General features: G+C 40.7%; 17 protein-coding genes and 1 rRNA gene. 15 read left to right on the top strand and 3 right to left on the bottom strand.

Annotated elements, in window-relative coordinates:
- The 7 genes from rrf to DFR58_RS19430 form a co-directional block, all read left to right on the top strand.
- Nucleotides 1-95, top strand: a 5S ribosomal RNA gene (gene rrf / locus DFR58_RS19460); the annotation flags it as partial.
- Nucleotides 96-363: 268 nt separating this feature from the next.
- Nucleotides 364-846, top strand: coding sequence for an NADH-quinone oxidoreductase subunit NuoE family protein (locus tag DFR58_RS19455; protein ID WP_114299805.1), 483 nt, complete (start codon nucleotides 364-366; stop codon nucleotides 844-846).
- Complete coding sequence (locus DFR58_RS19450) at nucleotides 843-2,714, top strand: NADH-quinone oxidoreductase subunit NuoF (protein WP_114299803.1); 1,872 nt, start codon at nucleotides 843-845, stop codon at nucleotides 2,712-2,714. The genes DFR58_RS19455 and DFR58_RS19450 overlap by 4 nt, the downstream gene beginning before the upstream one ends.
- A gap of 5 nt (nucleotides 2,715-2,719) precedes the next feature.
- A complete protein-coding gene (locus tag DFR58_RS19445) occupies nucleotides 2,720-4,435 on the top strand; it encodes a [FeFe] hydrogenase, group A (RefSeq protein ID WP_114299812.1) in 1,716 nt (571 codons plus the stop codon).
- Nucleotides 4,436-4,437: 2 nt separating this feature from the next.
- Nucleotides 4,438-4,683: a (2Fe-2S) ferredoxin domain-containing protein gene (locus DFR58_RS19440; protein WP_114299801.1), complete on the top strand. Its 246-nt coding sequence runs from the start codon at nucleotides 4,438-4,440 to the stop codon at nucleotides 4,681-4,683.
- Between the two features lie 14 nt (nucleotides 4,684-4,697).
- Nucleotides 4,698-4,997 (top strand): hypothetical protein, encoded by a 300-nt coding sequence (locus DFR58_RS19435; protein WP_114299799.1) that lies wholly within the window; start codon nucleotides 4,698-4,700, stop codon nucleotides 4,995-4,997.
- A 38-nt stretch (nucleotides 4,998-5,035) separates the two neighbouring features.
- Nucleotides 5,036-6,205, top strand: coding sequence for an iron-containing alcohol dehydrogenase (locus DFR58_RS19430; RefSeq protein WP_114299797.1), 1,170 nt, complete (start codon nucleotides 5,036-5,038; stop codon nucleotides 6,203-6,205).
- Nucleotides 6,206-6,471: 266 nt separating this feature from the next.
- Here the strand turns inward: DFR58_RS19430 and DFR58_RS21985 are convergent, their stop codons facing one another.
- Entirely contained in the window at nucleotides 6,472-6,618 is a 147-nt protein-coding gene (locus DFR58_RS21985; protein WP_170138236.1) for a hypothetical protein, read from the bottom strand.
- Nucleotides 6,619-6,819: 201 nt separating this feature from the next.
- Between DFR58_RS21985 and DFR58_RS19425 the strand changes: the two genes are divergently transcribed.
- The 7 genes from DFR58_RS19425 to DFR58_RS19395 all read left to right on the top strand — a co-directional run bounded on the left by DFR58_RS19425 (nucleotide 6,820) and on the right by DFR58_RS19395 (nucleotide 17,031).
- Entirely contained in the window at nucleotides 6,820-7,071 is a 252-nt protein-coding gene (locus DFR58_RS19425; protein ID WP_114299795.1) for a (2Fe-2S) ferredoxin domain-containing protein, read from the top strand.
- An 87-nt stretch (nucleotides 7,072-7,158) separates the two neighbouring features.
- Entirely contained in the window at nucleotides 7,159-8,880 is a 1,722-nt protein-coding gene (locus tag DFR58_RS19420) for a [Fe-Fe] hydrogenase large subunit C-terminal domain-containing protein (RefSeq protein ID WP_114299793.1), read from the top strand.
- Entirely contained in the window at nucleotides 8,877-10,049 is a 1,173-nt protein-coding gene (locus DFR58_RS19415) for a SpoIIE family protein phosphatase (protein WP_114299791.1), read from the top strand. The genes DFR58_RS19420 and DFR58_RS19415 overlap by 4 nt, the downstream gene beginning before the upstream one ends.
- A 216-nt stretch (nucleotides 10,050-10,265) precedes the next feature.
- A complete protein-coding gene (gene adhE, locus DFR58_RS19410; protein ID WP_114299789.1) occupies nucleotides 10,266-12,869 on the top strand; it encodes a bifunctional acetaldehyde-CoA/alcohol dehydrogenase in 2,604 nt (867 codons plus the stop codon).
- A gap of 38 nt (nucleotides 12,870-12,907) precedes the next feature.
- Nucleotides 12,908-14,512 (top strand): transposase, encoded by a 1,605-nt coding sequence (locus tag DFR58_RS19405; protein WP_114299787.1) that lies wholly within the window; start codon nucleotides 12,908-12,910, stop codon nucleotides 14,510-14,512.
- Nucleotides 14,513-15,011: 499 nt separating this feature from the next.
- Complete coding sequence (locus tag DFR58_RS19400) at nucleotides 15,012-15,728, top strand: LytR/AlgR family response regulator transcription factor (RefSeq protein ID WP_114299785.1); 717 nt, start codon at nucleotides 15,012-15,014, stop codon at nucleotides 15,726-15,728.
- Nucleotides 15,718-17,031 (top strand): sensor histidine kinase, encoded by a 1,314-nt coding sequence (locus DFR58_RS19395; protein ID WP_114299783.1) that lies wholly within the window; start codon nucleotides 15,718-15,720, stop codon nucleotides 17,029-17,031. The genes DFR58_RS19400 and DFR58_RS19395 overlap by 11 nt, the downstream gene beginning before the upstream one ends.
- An 11-nt stretch (nucleotides 17,032-17,042) precedes the next feature.
- On the opposite strand, the gene DFR58_RS19390 is transcribed toward DFR58_RS19395, so the two are convergent.
- Nucleotides 17,043-17,195 carry a cyclic lactone autoinducer peptide gene (locus tag DFR58_RS19390; protein WP_114299781.1) on the bottom strand — a complete coding sequence of 51 codons (153 nt, stop codon included), beginning with the start codon at nucleotides 17,193-17,195 and terminating at the stop codon, nucleotides 17,043-17,045.
- Nucleotides 17,196-17,197: 2 nt separating this feature from the next.
- Nucleotides 17,198-17,794: an accessory gene regulator ArgB-like protein gene (locus tag DFR58_RS19385; protein ID WP_170138235.1), complete on the bottom strand. Its 597-nt coding sequence runs from the start codon at nucleotides 17,792-17,794 to the stop codon at nucleotides 17,198-17,200.
- A gap of 291 nt (nucleotides 17,795-18,085) precedes the next feature.
- Here DFR58_RS19385 and DFR58_RS19380 point away from each other — a divergent pair, with 291 nt between their 5' ends.
- Complete coding sequence (locus tag DFR58_RS19380) at nucleotides 18,086-18,295, top strand: hypothetical protein (RefSeq protein ID WP_114299777.1); 210 nt, start codon at nucleotides 18,086-18,088, stop codon at nucleotides 18,293-18,295.
- Nucleotides 18,296-18,490: the final 195 nt, after the last annotated feature.

Here is an 18,490-nt window from a genome sequence, read left to right as displayed (position 1 = left end):
ACACACCCGTTCCCATACCGAACACGGCAGTTAAGCTTCTCAGTGCCGATGATACTTGGCTGGTGACGGCCCGGGAAAGCAGGTCTCTGCCAGATTTATATCAGGCCTCCATGCATTAAAGCGTGGAGGCCTGTTTTTGTGCGCTTTTTTATATTATTCAAAAAAACCGTATCTTATTATGCACATTTACTGCTTACCCATATACACAGTCAAAACAATAATGTTGATAGACTCTCATAAAGACGTTATTATTTAATTGTTAGATAATTAACAATGTTCGTACGAATACGAAGATTATTGTATACAATATGCATTATAGACATTCGAGAATGTAAGCATATAAGTGTTTTGGGAGGCTTAATTATGTTGGTAAAGCAGGGAATGAAGAAGGTTGACGAAATAATAGAGATGTATGAGGGAAGGAAATCTGCTCTTATAGCTGTTCTGCAAGAGGTTCAGAAGGAATACAGATATCTTCCCGAGGATATATTGATGTATATATCGGAGGCTATGGATATTACTCCTGCAAAGGTGTATAGCGTAGCGACGTTTTATGAAAATTTCTCATTGGAGCCTAAAGGCAAGTATGTTATCAGGATTTGTGACGGAACGGCATGTCATGTGAGAAAGTCAATACCAATACTTAATGCGCTCAGAAAAGAGCTGGATTTGAGTGATAAGAAGCACACAACCGATGATTTGACGTTTACGGTGGAAACGGTATCCTGTCTCGGTGCGTGCGGGCTCGCGCCGGTTATTACTATAAATGACAAGGTTTATGCTAAGATGACACCTGAAGAGACTATAAAAATATTGAAGGAGATTCGTGAGGGGGAAGCAAAATGACAATAGCTACAATAGAACAATTACATCAGGCTTCCGAAAAGTACGGTGCTTTGTTGGATATGCAGCACAAAAAAGTGCTGGTGTGCGCCGGCACAGGATGTGTGGCAGGCGGCTCTATTGAGATATATAACAGGATAAAGGAACTGATAAGTGAAAAAGGGCTTCTTACTGAGATAGAGCTTGAAGAGGAAAAGCCCGGTATAGGTATTAAAAAAAGCGGCTGTCATGGATTCTGTGAAATGGGACCGTTGATAAGGATAGAACCGTATAACTACCTGTATCTTAAGGTGAAAATAGAGGATTGTGAGGAAATTGTTGAGACAACCCTTATAAAGGGGCAGCCTGTGGCAAGGCTAATGTATAACTGGCAGAATAAGGTTTATGAAACTCAGGAGGAAATACCGTTTTATAAAAAGCAGACTAGACTTGTGCTAGGCAACTGCGGGCATATTGATGCCGAGTCTATAAGAGAATATATAGCCAACGACGGCTACAAGGCGTTGGGGAAGTGCATCCTTGAAATGGAGCCTGAGCAGGTGTGTAAAACTATTTCAGATTCCAACTTAAGAGGCAGAGGGGGCGGGGGTTACCCTGCCGGCAGAAAATGGGCTCAGGTTGTGGCCCAGAGCAGTGACATAAAATATGTAGTATGCAACGGAGACGAGGGTGATCCCGGCGCATTTATGGATAGAAGCGTTATGGAGGGAGATCCCCATAGAGTAATTGAGGGCATGATTATTGCAGGCTTTGCTACTAAGAGCCATCAGGGCTATATTTATGTGAGAGCGGAGTATCCGCTTGCCGTAGAGAGGCTTAAGGCCGCCATTACTCAGGCAAGGCAATACGGACTGCTTGGAGATAATATACTGAATTCAGGATTTTCTTTTGACATAAAGGTAAATCAAGGGGCCGGAGCCTTTGTATGCGGTGAAGGAAGCGCCCTGACTGCCTCTATAGAGGGAGAACGGGGAATGCCCAGAGTAAAGCCGCCCAGAACGGTAGAGGCAGGATTGTGGGCTAAGCCTACAGTACTTAACAATGTAGAAACCTTTGCAAATGTACCTCAAATAATTATTAACGGAAGCGAATGGTATAAGTCGATAGGTCCTGAGAAAAGTCCCGGAACAAAAGCCTTTGCCATAACGGGAAATGTTAATAACACAGGCTTGATCGAGGTTCCGATGGGAACAACGCTGAGAGAGGTGCTGTTTGATATCGGCGGAGGAATTAAAAACGACAGAAGGTTTAAAGCGGTGCAGATAGGAGGCCCGTCGGGAGGATGCCTTACAGAGGAGCATCTGGATCTCGCCCTTGACTTCGATTCATTAAAAAAGGTAGGCGCTATGATTGGTTCCGGCGGACTGGTTGTAATGGATGAAGATACATGCATGGTAGAGGTTGCAAGGTTCTTTATGAACTTTACTCAAAATGAGTCGTGTGGTAAGTGCGTGCCTTGCAGAGAAGGAACAAAAAGGATGCTTGAGATTTTGGAGAAAATAGTTGCAGGCAAGGGTACTGTTGAGGATTTGGAGCTTTTAGAGGACTTGGCAGATACAATAACTGAAACGGCTCTCTGCGGTTTGGGAAAAACAGCCGCCAGCCCTGTTATAAGCACTCTCAAATTTTTCAGGGATGAATATCTTGCACATATTGTGGATAAAAAATGTCCTACAAAAAACTGTAAGGCTTTAAATTCCATAGAAATAGACAAAACGCTCTGCAAGGGCTGCAGTAAATGCTCAAGGGTATGCCCTGTGGGGGCTATAACAGGAAAGATTAAGGAACCCTTCAGTATAGATCAAAATAAATGCATAAAGTGTGAGGCATGCTTGGACTCCTGTCCGTTTGCTGCAATAAGGGAGGTATAATGTTTATGGGTCAAATGCTTGTAGATGGACAAAGAATAGAATTTTCCGATGAAAAAAATATACTTCAGGTCATAAGAAAGGCCGGAATAGAGCTTCCTACATTTTGCTACCACTCAGAGCTCAGCATTTACGGTGCTTGCAGGATGTGTGTGGTTGAGGATAAATGGGGAGGAATAAGCGCTTCATGCTCAACACCTCCAAAGAATGGAATGGAGGTTTATACAAACACTCCAAAGCTTCAGAAGCATAGAAAAATGATTCTTGAGCTGCTGCTGTCCGCTCATGACAGGGACTGCACCTCATGTGAGAAGAATGGAAGGTGCAAGCTTCAGGAGCTGGCTATAAGATTCGGAATTAAAAATATCCGGTTTGGAGAGAGAGAGGAAAATCTCCCTATAGACGATAGCAGCTGTGCGATTGTCAGAAATCCTAATAAATGCATTATGTGTGGAGACTGTGTCAGAATGTGTGAAGAGGTTCAGGGAATTGGGGCTCTTGGATTTGCATACAGAGGTTCGAATATACAGGTAGTTCCTGCTTTTAAGAAGAAGTTAAAGGATGTTGACTGTGTGAACTGCGGACAATGCAGAACGGTATGTCCTACGGGAGCGCTTATTATAAGAAATGATACGGCAAAGGTCTGGAAGGATTTAAATAACAAAAAGAAGAGGGTTGTTGCGCAGATAGCGCCTGCGGTAAGAGTGTCAATAGGAGAGGAGTTCGGCATGGCGCCCGGAGAAATTACAATAGGCAAAATTGCGGCGGCTCTTAGAAAATTAGGGTTTGACGAGGTATATGATACCGGTATTGCGGCGGATCTTACAGTAATTGAAGAAAGTAAGGAATTTATAGAAAGGCTTGAAAAGGGAGAAAGGCTTCCCTTGTTTACCTCGTGCTGCCCCGGGTGGGTGAGGTATGCCGAATTGAAGTTTCCTGAGCTGAAGGATAATATTTCAACCTGCAGATCGCCTCAGCAAATGTTTGGTGCCGTTATTAAGGAGCATTATAAAAAGTCTGACGCAGAGGACGGACGCGAAACTATTTCAGTTGCAATTATGCCGTGTACGGCAAAAAAATATGAGGCCGGCCGGGAGGAGTACTCCAATAACGGAGTGAAGGATGTGGATGTTGTAATAACAACACAGGAGCTTTGCCTGATGATAAAGCAGGCTGGAATTATGTTTGGAAGGCTTGAGGAGGAAGCGCTCGATATGCCCTTCGGGCTTGCGAGCGGCGCAGGCATTATATTCGGAGTAAGCGGGGGCGTATCGGAGGCAGTGCTTAGAAGATGCTACAGCCAAAAGACGTCATCTACTCTTAAGGAGATATCCTTTGTCGGAGTAAGAGGAATGGACGGAATAAAGGAAACGGTAGTAAATATTAATGGAAAAGAGATAAAGATGGCTATTGTAAGCGGGTTGAAAAATGCCGGCGAGCTTATAAAAGCAATACAAAAGGGTGAAAAAAACTATGACTTTGTCGAGGTAATGGCTTGCCCAGGAGGATGTATAGCAGGAGCAGGACAGCCTCTTCCCAGCTCCAAGTCTGTAACAAGGCAGAGAGCGGGAGGGATCTACAAGGCCGACAGCTCTTCCCAAATCAAGAGGTCGGAAGAGAACCCCATGGTTATAGCGTTATATAACGGACTTCTTAAAGGAAAGCATGGACTGCTTCACAATCATTGTGCTTGTAATAGCCACTCAAATGAAAAGGAGAGTTGATAATGCTTAACATTTACGTTTGTGTTGGAAGTGCCTGCCATATCAAGGGTTCATACAACTTGATAAGTACTATTCAACAAACTATTGACACAAGGAAAATAAGTGACAGGGTCACGGTGAAGGCTGCTCTATGCCTCGGAAATTGCACAGGAGCTGTTTCAGTGAGGGTAGATGACGAAGAGGTTCTGTCTGTGGAGGAAAAAGACATAAAAGATTTTTTTAATAAGCATATTATGAATAAATTATAAGGAGGAGAGGCGTTATGCTTAATTGCAAATATTGCAATTATTTTAAATGTGCTTCTGAGGCCGGAGAGGTCTTAAGCAGGTTTGGCTACACTAATTTTTCTATGGCGGACTCGGGGGAGCCCACGGGAGTATGTGATTACACAGGGGTCATTTTCGACAGGGAAATTGAAGAGCTGGATATTGAGTACCCCTGTAACAGCTTTGAGGCTAAAAGGTTTCCTCTCCCCGTGAAAGTAGAAGAGGCATATTGGAAATATAATTACATCAAAAATCATAAAAAAGCAGAAACTAAAAGAGTGAGTAAAATAGCGTGAACAGTTTACTAAATTATAGAGAAAGGATGTGAAGGATAATGGCAAGATTTACACTGCCAAGGGATATTTATTTCGGCAAGAACGCCATGGAGGAGCTAAAAAACCTTAAGGGCTTTAAGAAGGCTATTATAGTGACGGGCGGAACGTCAATGCAAAAGTATGGGTTTATAGATAAGCTTGAGGCCGTTCTTAAGGAGGCAGGCATAGAAACCGGCAGATTCGAAGGCGTTGAGCCTGATCCGTCGGTGGAAACTGTTATGAAAGGCGCAAAGGCAATGCAGGAGTTCCAGCCCGATATAATTATATCAATAGGAGGGGGTTCCCCCATTGACGCCGCAAAAGCAATGTGGGTATTTTATGAGTACCCCGAATTAACGTTTGAGGATATAAAGACACCCTTTACTATGCCCGGATTAAGGAAAAAGGCCATATTTGTCGCAATACCGTCTACCAGTGGAACGGCTACAGAGGTTACCGCTTTCTCTGTTATTACCGACTATTCAACCAAAATTAAGTACCCTTTGGCGGATTTTGAGATAACACCTGACATTGCAATTTTAGACAGCAGTATACCTATGACAATGCCGCAAAAGCTGGTAGCCCATACAGGAATGGATGCTCTCACACATGCTGTTGAAGCATATGTCGCGTCTGCCAGATCAAGCTTTTCAGATCCTCTTGCAATGCAGGCAATTGTCATGATATTTGAAAATATCATTGATTCATATAACGGCGGCGAGGATGCCCGTGGGGAAATGCATATAGCCCAATGCCTTGCAGGTATGGCCTTCAGCAATGCGCTTCTTGGAATAACGCACAGCCTTGCCCATAAGATAGGCGCCCAGTTTGAAATACCCCATGGCTGCTGCAACGCGATACTTATGCCTTATGTAATAAAATACAATTCCAGAGATTGCATGGACAGGTATGCAGAAATTGCACGCAGGTTAGGGCTGTCCGGGCAGACGGATAAGCAGCTTACCGATTCTCTTATAAGGGCTATTGAAGAATTAAACGATTATTTGATGATTGCCTCTACTTTAAAGGAAAGCGGTGTAAGTGAGGATAAGTTCAACTCGACGGTGGATTTTATTTCGGAAAACGCTGCGCTTGATCCCTGTACAGGCTCAAATCCGAGGAAGACAACGGCAGCGGAGATGAAAAAAATTCTGGAATGCGCCATGTACGGAAAGGCAGTAAACTTCTAATGTAAGGGGACACACCTCTCGTAAAGCTTTGTCCTTGCAGAGAAACAGCGGAGGAATCTTGGGGACGGATTAATGTGAAAACAAAGAAAAATCCGGGTAAAGAATTAACTCACCCCCGGCCCCTCTCTTTTCAAAAGAGGGGAGCTAATTTTTACCTATACTTTTTCCTGTTTGGAGCTTCCTTTCTCCCCCTCTTTTGGAAAGAGAGGGGGCAGGGGGGTGAGTATAAAAAAGTGCAAGTACGGCTAATGTGAAAACAAAGATTTTCATGCATTCTTCTGTGTCAAAAAGTCATGGTTGTTCTTATGCTTCCGTAGCGCAGCGTAGGACTGAAAGGAAAGCAGAAGAACCGTACCCCATGATGCCGCAGCGGTGGCAGGCTGCAATTTTCCAAACAATTTTAGAGTATTCACACAGCCTGACGCCCCCTGTGGCGTTCCGCTCCCATGACGTTGCCGCTTTATTTTCAAGCCAATGTCCCCAGATGGTGTCTTCTGGACATTGATAAATTTTACTCTGATTGCTAGAAAAAATGATTGACAATTATTTAACAAAGTGGTAAACTGATATTGTTAAATAATTGTCAATGGTATTATTTAAAGCGGAGGTACAATGTGTTGCAGGTATATATATGTGTTGGAAGCTCCTGTCATTTAAAAGGCTCCTATTACGTGATAAAAACCTTTCAAAGGCTTATAAGGGAGAATAATCTTGATAATAGGATTGAAATTAAAGCGTCATTTTGTCTGGGGCATTGTACTAAGGGTGTTTCTGTAAAAGTAGGGGAGGATTTTATTGAAGACCTTACGCTTGCGAACATTGAGACAAAGTTCAAAGAATGCATTATGGACAGGTTGCAAGCTTAGGGCTTGAGAAATAATAATTATCCTTCCGGGAAGTGTTTTTTAAGTATGGGGTGTAAAAAGCTATAGTTTTTATGGGGGAACATTATTATGAGCATTATACAATTTAAGGAAGCTAATTGCAAAAATTGCTATAAGTGTATAAGAAGCTGTCCTGTTAAGGCAATTGCTTTTAATAATGAACAGGCCCAGATTGTACAGGATGATTGTATGTTGTGCGGGAGGTGTCTTACTGTATGTCCGCAGAATGCCAAAAGTGTTAAAAGCGATGTCCATAAGGTCAAGTCCTTTATAAATAAGAATGAAAAGGTTTATGCCAGTATAGCACCATCCTTTATTTCGGCCTTTTCCGATTCGGACGCAAAAAAAATATTTGGAATTTTAAAAAGACTGGGATTTACAAATGTTGAGGAAACAGCTATAGGAGCTGTTCAGGTTTCGCTTGAATACGACAGGCTCATGAGAGAAAAGAAGATGAAAAATATTATTACTACTGCCTGTCCTTCAATAGTATTTCTGGTTCAGAAATACTACCCGGAATTGATAAACCAGCTGGCACCGGTAGTTTCTCCAATGATAGCTCATGCAAAAATGATGAAAAACATTTACGGTTCAAGGATAAGAGTGGTATTTATAGGACCCTGCATTTCCAAAAAAGAGGAATGCAGTGATTTACAAAATGACGGAGTTGTAGATGCTGTTATAACTTTTGAGGAGCTTGAATGGTGGATGGAGACTGACGGTGTCGGCTTTGATATAGATGATATCAGTGACATAAACAGGATAAAAAATTCAACGGCACGCTTTTATCCTGCTCCCGGAGGCATAATAAAAACTCTGGACATAGAGGCAAGAAAGAACTACAGATGCATCAGCATAGACGGAGTGGACAGATGTATAAGCATACTTGATTTTATAAAAGAAGGAAGCATAAGCAATTATTTTGTGGAAATGAACAGTTGTACGGGAGGATGTCTTGGAGGCCCTTGCATAAGGTCTTTAGACGGAGGCTTTATCGAATCAAGAGACAGGCTTATAGGATATGTAAAAAAGGCTCCAAAGGACGGGGGCTCTGAGATTGTAGAGGATGCAAGGGTTTCTCTGAGTAAAAAATTTATACCCAGAACGAGAAAATATTCTATCCCGGATGAGGAAAAAATCAGAGAAATTTTAAGCGCAATAGGAAAGGTTGACAAAGACAGGGAGCTAAACTGCGGCGCATGTGGGTATTCTACCTGCAGAGACAAGGCAATAGCTGTATATAACGGCAAAGCCGAACTGCACATGTGTCTTCCTTATATGAGGGAGAGGGCGGAGTCTTTTTCCAATATAATAATTAATTCAACTCCAAACGCCATAATAGCAATGGATACAAGCCTTGCAATACAGGAGGTAAATGCCTCTGCAAAAGAGTTATTCTATCTCAAGGACACTGACGCGGTAGGAAAAAGCATATATAAATTTTTGGAATGTCCTGATTTTCAGACTGTCTGTGAAACAGGAGAAAATATAATTGATAAAAAGTACTACTATGAAAGGTATGATAAAACAGTAGAGCAGTCGGTTCTTTTTGTAAAAGAGCATAAAATTATTATTGCAGTAATTAAGGATATTACTAAAGAGGAAAATCAGCAGCAGCAAATGTACAAGGTGCGCTCGCAGACAGTGGAAATTGCGCAGAGCGTAATAGAAAAGCAAATGAGGGTGGCGCAGGAAATAGCAAGCTTACTGGGAGAGACGACTGCGGAGACAAAAATGATTTTGACCAAGCTCAAAAAGTCAATACTGTCTGATATGGGTGAGATGAAATGAGCTTATTTATAGATGCAAGCTACGAAAGCATAAACAAATACAATGAGGAGCTGTGCGGAGACAAGGTAGAAATCTTAAGGGATAAGGATTCAGTAATAGTAGTGCTTGCCGATGGGCTTGGCAGTGGAGTTAAGGCAAATATTCTTGCAACTCTTACAAGCAAAATTATAGGCACTATGCTTATGAAGGGATCGGGCATAGAGGAGGCTGTGGAGACAATAGCCAGTACTCTGCCGGTATGCAAGGAGAGAGGGATCGCATATTCCACCTTTTCAATACTTCAGGTGTTTAATTCCGGGGAGGCATATCTGGCAGAGTTTGACAATCCCTCGGTGCTGTGCGTAAAAAGAGGAAAGGTTTTTGAAATTCCCACACAGGAGAGAGAAATAAACGGAAAGCTCGTAAAGGAAAGCAGATTCATTGTTAATGCCGAAGATATGTTTATTATGATAAGCGATGGTGTAATACATGCCGGAATAGGGGGAATACTTAATCTTGGATGGCAGTGGGAGAATGTGTCGGAATATGTCCAGAGGACATATAACAATGGGCTTACCTCAAAGAACATGACAAAGCTTTTGCTGTCGGTCTGTGAAAACCTTTACATGCAGAAGCCCGGTGACGATACAACAGTGGTTTCGGTCAAGATAAGAAAGCCCTTGAGAGTAAGTGTAATGGTGGGGCCTCCCGTTGACAGGGCGGATGACGGCAGGGTAGTGGAAAAATTTATGGACTGTGAGGGCAAAAAGGTGGTTTGCGGAGGAACTACATCACAGATATTAAGCAGAGAGCTTGGGAAGGAAATATCTACTAACTTTAATTATTTTAACCCATCCATACCTCCAACGGCCGAAATAGAAGGTATTGATCTCACTACAGAAGGAGTGCTGACGCTTGGAAGGGCTTTAGAATATATGAAGAAGTGCCTGTCTTTAGAAGGGACAATACAGGATTTTCTCAAGCTGAATAAGGAGGATGGGGCATCAAGGCTTACAAGGATACTTCTTAATGAAAGCACAAACATAAGCTTTTATGTGGGAAGGGCTATGAATCCCGCTCATCAGAACCCCGAATTTCCTCTCGCGCTTAGTATTAAGCTGAAGCTTGTGGAAGAAATGGCCGAGTGCCTGCAAAGCGTAGGCAAGCAGGTAGAAATTGAGTATTATTAAATAATATACTCACCCCCCGCCCCCCTCTCTTTTCAAAAGAGGGGGAGAAACAAAAACCTTGTTCCCCTCTTTTGAAAAGAGAGGGGCTAGGGGTGAGTTAATTACTTGCTGGAATTTTTTCTTCAATTTTATTATGTGTACGCTTTAGTATTAAAAAATAATAAATCTGCTTGTGTTAAATAATTAGCAATCATACAATGAAGGAGGATCATAATTATGACTGGTAAAAATGTTGAAAATGTAAAACAGGAAAATGTAAAAGCCACTATAGACGCTCTGGTGGCAAAAGCGCAGGTGGCTCTGGACAAATTTATGGATATGGATCAGGAACAGGTGGACAGGATAGTAAAGGCAATGGCAATGGGCGGGCTGGATGAGCACATGATGCTTGCAAAGATGGCTGTTACCGAAACGGGAAGAGGAGTATACGAGGATAAGATTACTAAAAATATATTCTCCACCGAATACGTGTACCACAGCATAAAGTACGACAAAACCGTAGGTGTTATTAATGAGAATGAATTCGAGGACTATGTGGAGGTGGCTGAGCCTGTAGGAATTGTTGCTGCTTTGACTCCCGTAACAAATCCCACATCCACTACTATGTTTAAATCCATAATTTCAATAAAGACAAGAAATCCTGTAATATTTGCATTTCATCCCTCTGCTCAGAAGTGCAGTACCGAGGCGGCGCGAATTGTAAGGGATGCCGCTATAGGGGAGGGAGCACCTGAGAACTGTATACAGTGGATAGAAGTTCCCTCGCTTGAAGCTACACGGCTTTTAATGAATCACCCCGGAGTAGCGCTTATCCTTGCAACGGGAGGAGCGGCAATGGTGCAGGCGGCATACAGCACAGGAAAGCCGGCTCTTGGCGTGGGACCTGGAAATGTACCCTGTTATATTGAAAAAACATCGGATGTAAAGAGAGCTGCGACAGATCTTATGCTTTCAAAGACCTTTGATAACGGCATGATATGTGCGTCTGAGCAGGCTGTTATTGTAGATAAGGATATTTCAAAGGAATTCGAGGCCTTCATGAAGGAGAATAAGTGCTACTTCCTTAATAAGGATGAAATCTCCAAGGTCGACAAGCTGGCAATAGATGAAGCGAAGTGTGCGATGAACCCTGCCGTTGTAGGGCAATCTGCCCATGTCATAGCCAAGATGGCGGGAGTTGATGTGCCGGAGGACACAAAAATACTTCTGGCGCACTTAAAGGGAGTGGGACCTAAATACCCTCTTTCGCGCGAAAAGCTGAGTCCCATTTTAGCCTATTATACCGTTGAAAATTCAGCGGAGGGAATAAAAAGGGCCGAGGAAATGGTCGAATTCGGGGGAATGGGACATTCTGCGGTAATTCATTCTCAAGATGAAAAGGTTATTGAGGAATTTTCAAAGAGGATTAAAGCGGGAAGGCTGATTATTAATTCCCCTTCAACGCATGGAGCCATAGGGGACATATATAATACAAACATGCCGTCGCTGACTCTGGGCTGCGGCTCATTCGGAAGAAATTCTACAACTGCCAATGTATCTGCCGTAAATTTGATAAATAAAAAGAGAGTGGCAAGGAGAAGAGTTAATATGCAGTGGTTTAAAATTCCTGAAAAAATATATTTCCAGTACGGTTCGACTCAATACCTTGAAAAAATGCCCGATATTTCAAAGGCATTTATTGTAACCGATCCATTTATGGTGAAGCTGGGCTATGTGGACAGGGTGCTGTACTATTTGAGAAAAAGACAGGAGTACGTACACTGTGAAATATTTTCAGAGGTTGAGCCAGATCCTTCTGTAGACACTATTATGAGGGGCTGTGACATGATGAACAAATTCAAGCCCGATGTAATTATTGCACTCGGAGGGGGATCGGCCATGGATGCGGCTAAGGGAATGTGGCTTTTCCATGAGCACCCTGAAACCGATTTTAGCTCTTTGAGGCTGAAGTTTATGGATATAAGGAAAAGAGTATATAAATTCCCCAAGCTCGGAAACAAGTGCAAGATGGTAGCCATACCCACAACCTCAGGCACAGGCTCAGAGGTTACCTCCTTTGCGGTTATAACCGATAAAAACAAAAATGTAAAATACCCTCTTGCGGATTATGAGCTTACCCCCGATGTTGCTATTATCGACCCTGATTTTGTAAAGAGCGTTCCGGCATCGGTGACAGCGGACACTGGAATGGATGTTCTCACACATGCAATAGAGGCATATGTATCGGTTATGGCCTCCGACTTCACGGACGGGCTTGCTATTAAGGCCATTCAGTTGGTTTTTGAATACCTGCCAAGAGCTTATAAAAACGGGGATGATCTTGTAGCCAGAGAAAAAATGCATAACGCCTCATGCATAGCCGGTATGGCGTTTACAAATGCATTTTTGGGGATAAATCACAGCCTTGCGCATAAGCTTGGAGGAGAGTTCCATATACCGCACGGAAGGGCTAACGCAGTGCTTTTACCCCATGTAATAGAATATAATGCATTAAAGCCTTCAAAATTTGCGTCATTCCCCAAGTATGAGACGTTTATAGCCGACAAAAGGTTTGCGGAGATTGCCAGAGCTCTGGGATTACCCGCAGCTACCCCGGAGGAGGGTGTAAGCAGCCTTGTAAAGGCAATAAGGGATTTAATGACGGAGGTTAATGTGCCGATGACCATAGCTGCCTGCAAGGTAGATAAGAATACATTTATGAGCAAGGTTGCCGAGCTTGCCGACAAAGCCTTTGAGGATCAGTGCACCACTGCCAATCCCAAGCTGCCTCTGGTTAAGGAATTAGAAGAAATATATATAAAGGCATATGGCCAGAAATAAACAAAGAAATGGAAATGGAGGCAGAGGAGTGAGTTAATATGGCTATGCGCACAATAACTCTCAAGCTTCATAAGCCCGGCAAGAGAAAGTCGGGAATTATTGATGAGGCTATGACAAACTATACTCTTGCCTATCAATTCCTATTGGATAAGGCTTATGGGCAGATTGACGAGATGCAGAAAAAATACAGGGATGCAAGAGGAAATTACAGAGCATCGAATATACAAAAATGGGTGGATAAGGATATAAGCAAGGAGCTTAACCGGTTTGGAGTTGAGTGCTTTAAGGACTCTTTAAAGATGGATTTCGGAATGACTATGGCAAGCTATCTCAGACTTAGAGAAATACAAAATGATGCCGGATATCCTGTCGCCTATTTGGACCCCTGTGCGTCGGAGGAGAGGTATAGCCTTATTATGCGGCAGCTTACCGAGGGAAAAAAGACGCTTGAGGAATGTGAAAAGGACATTGATAAGCTAAGTGACAAGACCTCTCTTCTAAAGCCTGTTTTTTTCTGCAGATATGCCTTAAACAGAGACTATTGCCTGCTTTATGACGCTGAAAACAACAGGTACTTTGCGAAATTCTACATGATGAATGTAAAAAGCAATGACAGAGCGGTTACAAACACCAATAAAGAAAGGAAATTGCAATACATTCATAAGAGTGAAGAGATATATGTGGGTACAGGAAGACCTGAAAGGTTTATACTGGTTCCTCTTTCCTTTGGGAGATGGCAGGAGGAATATCTTAAAAGAGCAGTAAATAACCCAGGTATACTTAAAACGGCGAGGCTTATGAAAAGAAAAAATGAGTATTTCCTTTCCATAAGCGTAGACATCGGTTGTATGCAAAGGATAAAGCCTGCTTCATACATGGGTGTGGCCAGGGGCATAAAACATGCAGTCAACTATACCGTGGTAAATCTTAAGGGAGATGTTCTGGATTCAGGGAGTATAAATGGGGATGTGCGGCATGAAAAAACAGGAGATATAATACCCGGTGATATTCATAAAATAGCAAATGCTATTGAAGGGATTGTATTGAAGAATTCCTGTCAGCTAATAATGCATACATTTACAAATAAGGGAGACAAACTTCAATGGGTTGACAGCGAAGGCTTGGGGCATGTCCCGGCGATGAATTGCCGGAGCTATAACAAACTGTGTGAGATATTAAAATACAAGCTGGTACACAAGGGATTTTCCCCTCCTGTGCAAACGAGTCCAGTGGGTCTTTTCTATACCTGTCCCGAATGCGGATTGAATTCTCTTGGAAACAGGCTGTCGGAGAGCATGTTTATATGTATTGCCTGCGGTACGGCAATGGATATTGAACAGCTTGGAAGCATTAATCTTTCAAGGAGGTTAATTAAGTATAATAAAGCAGGGATAGAGGTAAAGCTTGAACGTACCGAAAGCGGAATAAAGTTTATAAATGAGGATCTTGATTTGGATTTTACTCCTTCAGACCCATTAAACTGTATAGAGGAGTTTAAAAATGAAATCAAGAGAATAATAGAGGATTTTTATAGGAATATCCCTAAGAAGCAAAAAGATAGAGATTTCAATAAAAAATATGGTATAATAAAAAGGATTGACCGAGCAGAGGATTTTATAAAGCTCATTAAGATAGTCGAGTAGAGCGGTTTTATATGGCGTTATTTGCTGCCACACCATGATCTGGGGATGCGAGGATATGATCCTGCCTTTGGATTGAAGCTTACAGAGTAAGAATGATATTTTAAGCTATCATTAAGGTGCAGCTATCTTACAAAAATTCTTATTGATGCTATAATAAAAAGCATTCTGTTTAGCCTTAGACAGAATGCTTTTTTGTTAGTGTATACCCAAGGAAGCCTGCATATGCTATAATGATCTAAAATGTTTTGATTTAACATGAATTGTAATGCAGCCTCATTCTTAGTATTTTTATGTAACAAAAAGAGGATTTTTGTTTATAAATGCAGAATATGCATGTATAAGTATTAAATATAGCGGTTTGGAAAGCTTTATGTAGATTTGTGCGGAAGCAAATGGCATTAATAAAGAATATAAGCCTTTATATGGCCTAATTGATAATAAAAGTAGGATGTGATAAAATTATACAAGTACAATTTTGGGGGAAAGGTGTTTTCGTAAAATGAGATTAGATTTTGCTATACTTGAAGATGAAAAAGACTTGCTTAGGTACTATAAAAGTGAAATTGAAATTTTATTAAAGAAAAACGATATGGAAGGCAAGGTAGTTTGCGCTACCGTGAACCCAAATGAGTTTGTGAATTTTGTCAAGTCGTGTGAGGTAAATGTATGTATCATTGACATAAATCTCAATGCGAACATTAATGGAATGTATATTGCAAAGGAGATTAGAAAGCTGAAGATTCCTACTGAAATAGTGTTTGTTACAGGACATCTTCAATATATGAAGGATGCATTTTATGTAAGGGCTTTTGATTACCTTGAAAAGCCTGTTACCTCAGAGGAGCTGGAAAAATGCATAAAGAGGCTTAATAAGGAGATGGACATTAATTCCCTTTTAAAGCAGGAGGTAATCAAAATAAAATCGGGGACTGTTGTTTACCATATCCCCGCAGATGATATTTTATATATTGAGCACTTTGAGTTTAAGTCAATAGTGGTAACAAACAACAGAAGGATTGAAACATATGAATCTCTTACAAATTTAGCAAAGCAGCTTCCAGCAGGCATTTTTAAGCAGTGCCACAGGGCAGTGTGGATAAATGTAAACCATATAGACTTTGTAGATCCCAACAAAGGTATTATTATGTTGAAAAACGGCAACGGATGCAGTCTCGGGAAAACTTACAAGAAGGAGTTTTTGCATTATGCGATTTGATATGTTGACTGCAAATATACTTTTTACTGCTGTTTATGGAGTTATGCTGTTGCTCCTCGTAAGGATTTTCTATTCCAGAACCTTTACAGTAAAGGATGTAGCCTTCTTTTTGACGGCATTTGCAATAATAAACGGTGTCGGATCGCATTTCGCAAGATATTTAAACCCGGAATTGGGATTTATAAAAACAATTATTTTATTTTCCACCTCGGTTTTTTTGTTAAGGTATGTAATAAATACAGAATATAAAAAAAGCTTCATTTTGTTTGGGATGCTGGCAATAATTCTGGCAGTGTGTGAGGGAATATCATACTTGGTGCTTAAGAATGTAAAAATGTTTGATATGAGCAATATACTGTTTGCGTCTCCTAATGACTTCATTGCGTTTGTTTCTTCAAATTTAATTATCTGTGCAATGAGCTTTGTTATGTTGATTATTCTTAAATACTTTAAGGTGTATATATATCTTCCTAAAAACGTTAAGCCTATAATAATATCTATTGCGACAGCCTGTGTTATTGTTGCTGTCATTATGTGGTTTTATATATTTAATGTAGGGCTGGAGACAAGGGCGCCCGCTTTTGTGATATTGATATTTCTGATAGCCGCATACCTTATATACATGATTTATAATATTAATATGAGCTCCAAGTTTGAAAGGCAGAGAATTGAGCTTGAGCAGCAGAAATTTTATAATAAATCATTGGATAAAACCCTTGATAATTTAAGAAGGTTTAAGCATGGCTACAACAATAATTTAAATGTGTTATATGCTCTGGCTAAAATGGGCAAGTATGACAGGCTTATGGAGTATTTTAATGAGGTGATGGAAACAAATAATAAGCTTAACGACACCACCGCGCTTAATATAAAAAATGCAGGGCTTTATGGAGTAATAGCTTCAAAGGTGGAGTATGCGGAGAGTCTGGAGGTTAAGTTTAAGATAGATGCCGATAGCGAGGTTGAGGATATTAAAAACATAAGGATGTATGATTTATATGAGATTATGGGAATATTGCTGGATAATGCAATAGAAGCTGCCGCAGAGAGCAATGGGAAATATGTCAATTTAAGCATAGAGGAAAACGAGGAGTATATAAGAATAGTAATTAAAAATACTTTTTCACAGGCCCCTGATATTGTGAAGATTTTTGAAAAAGGGTATTCTTCAAAGGGTCAGGGAAGAGGAATGGGCTTATGGATTGTGAAGGACAGGCTGAAAAACAATAAATTTGTTTTAAATAACGCTCATTTAGAGGGAAAGCTGTTCCAGCAGGAGATTATAATAAAAAAGGGCTTTTGAGCCCTTTTTTATTAGTCCTGCTTAATCAATGAGGCCGGGCACTTGGGCTGGTGAGCAAACCAAAGGAAGCAGGCGGAGCTGGAATAAGCGGCCACAAGCATGGCTATGGCAGAAACCAGAGTTAAAAAAGGGATTTTTGTTTTACTGAGTATTTTGTTCGACATATTTAATTGACCTCCTTTCCTCCATATTCATTACCTGTTATTCTATAAACCATGGGGAGCATGGTTATACACTCTGCAACACTGACAAAAATCAACACTCTGGCGTAAACCTGCGGAACTATCAAGGCTGCCGCAAAAACCAGAGACATAAATATGAATCCGCCTGTACGAAGTCTTTTTCTTTGCTTTTTACTGACTACAGGCTTATTTAAAATATCGGCGGGAGCATATATATAAATTATTATCATACAAAACAGAAATGAGGGAGGAAGCAAAATAAATTTATCAATTTCGACAAGCAGAGAAGCGTACACGGCACCCAGCATTATGCCGGAATGCATGAGAAAGCATCCTATATGTGTTTTGGCATGGACTCCGCCGATAAAACTGCGGTGTGTTCCAAAGATTACCGTGGCTAAAATCACATACTGGAATATGCCTAAAAAAAGAGATATAATAATCAATATGGAAAGCTTTATGACCTCTGAGACAGCCATATAAATTCCATATTCAATTTGCTCTGCTTTTGTATCATCAATAGTAATGTTTCTTTTTATAGCGGCTGTTACAGCTTCACTTATGTAAGTTATTTTAATCATAAACATCACCTTATATAATAATATTACAGTTTTATTAAAAAAGCTATTAATTTTTTCTAAAACATAAAAATTATTGCTAAATATGTCGATATAAACTTTAGATAATAGAAATAAGCATTTAAATGAAAAAAATATCAAAATTCTATTGACATATAATTACAAGATGTATACTATTATAATAAAAATAAGGTTTATATGGGGTGAAATCTGATTCTTTATAAATATTATACATTTTTTTAAGTATATAATATAATAATTTTTGAAATCGAAGTATTTTGGGAGAGGTATGATATGGAAATTAAAAGAGAAAAATTGCGCGAACTGATGAACACCTATTGCGACGACAACTATAACAGGTTTGCCAGAGAGCTGGATATTAATCCTTCACAGTTATACCGGGTCATGAATACAGGCGTTGGCGGAGGCAAAAAGGTGGTTGGAGCTGTCATGAAATTTTGCAGGATGAGGGGACTGGATTTTAACACCTATATAGATATTTAGTACAGTACGATAGACCCTTTTTTTGGAATGCAGGTCACTTTGATTTGCTTCCGGAATTTTGGTGAACGGCTTTAAGAATAGATATGTCATAGGGGGCAGCATGTTTTTACTATATGCTGCCGCTTTTCTTTAAGGCAACAAAGTCTTAACAAAGTATTCATAGATTTTTCATCAAATCTTCATAAAAATTTCCTA

Source organism: Anaerobacterium chartisolvens, from assembly GCF_003337415.1.
In the GTDB taxonomy this organism is placed as follows: domain Bacteria; phylum Bacillota; class Clostridia; order Acetivibrionales; family DSM-27016; genus Anaerobacterium; species Anaerobacterium chartisolvens.
This window is presented reverse-complemented; position numbering and strand designations above follow the sequence as displayed.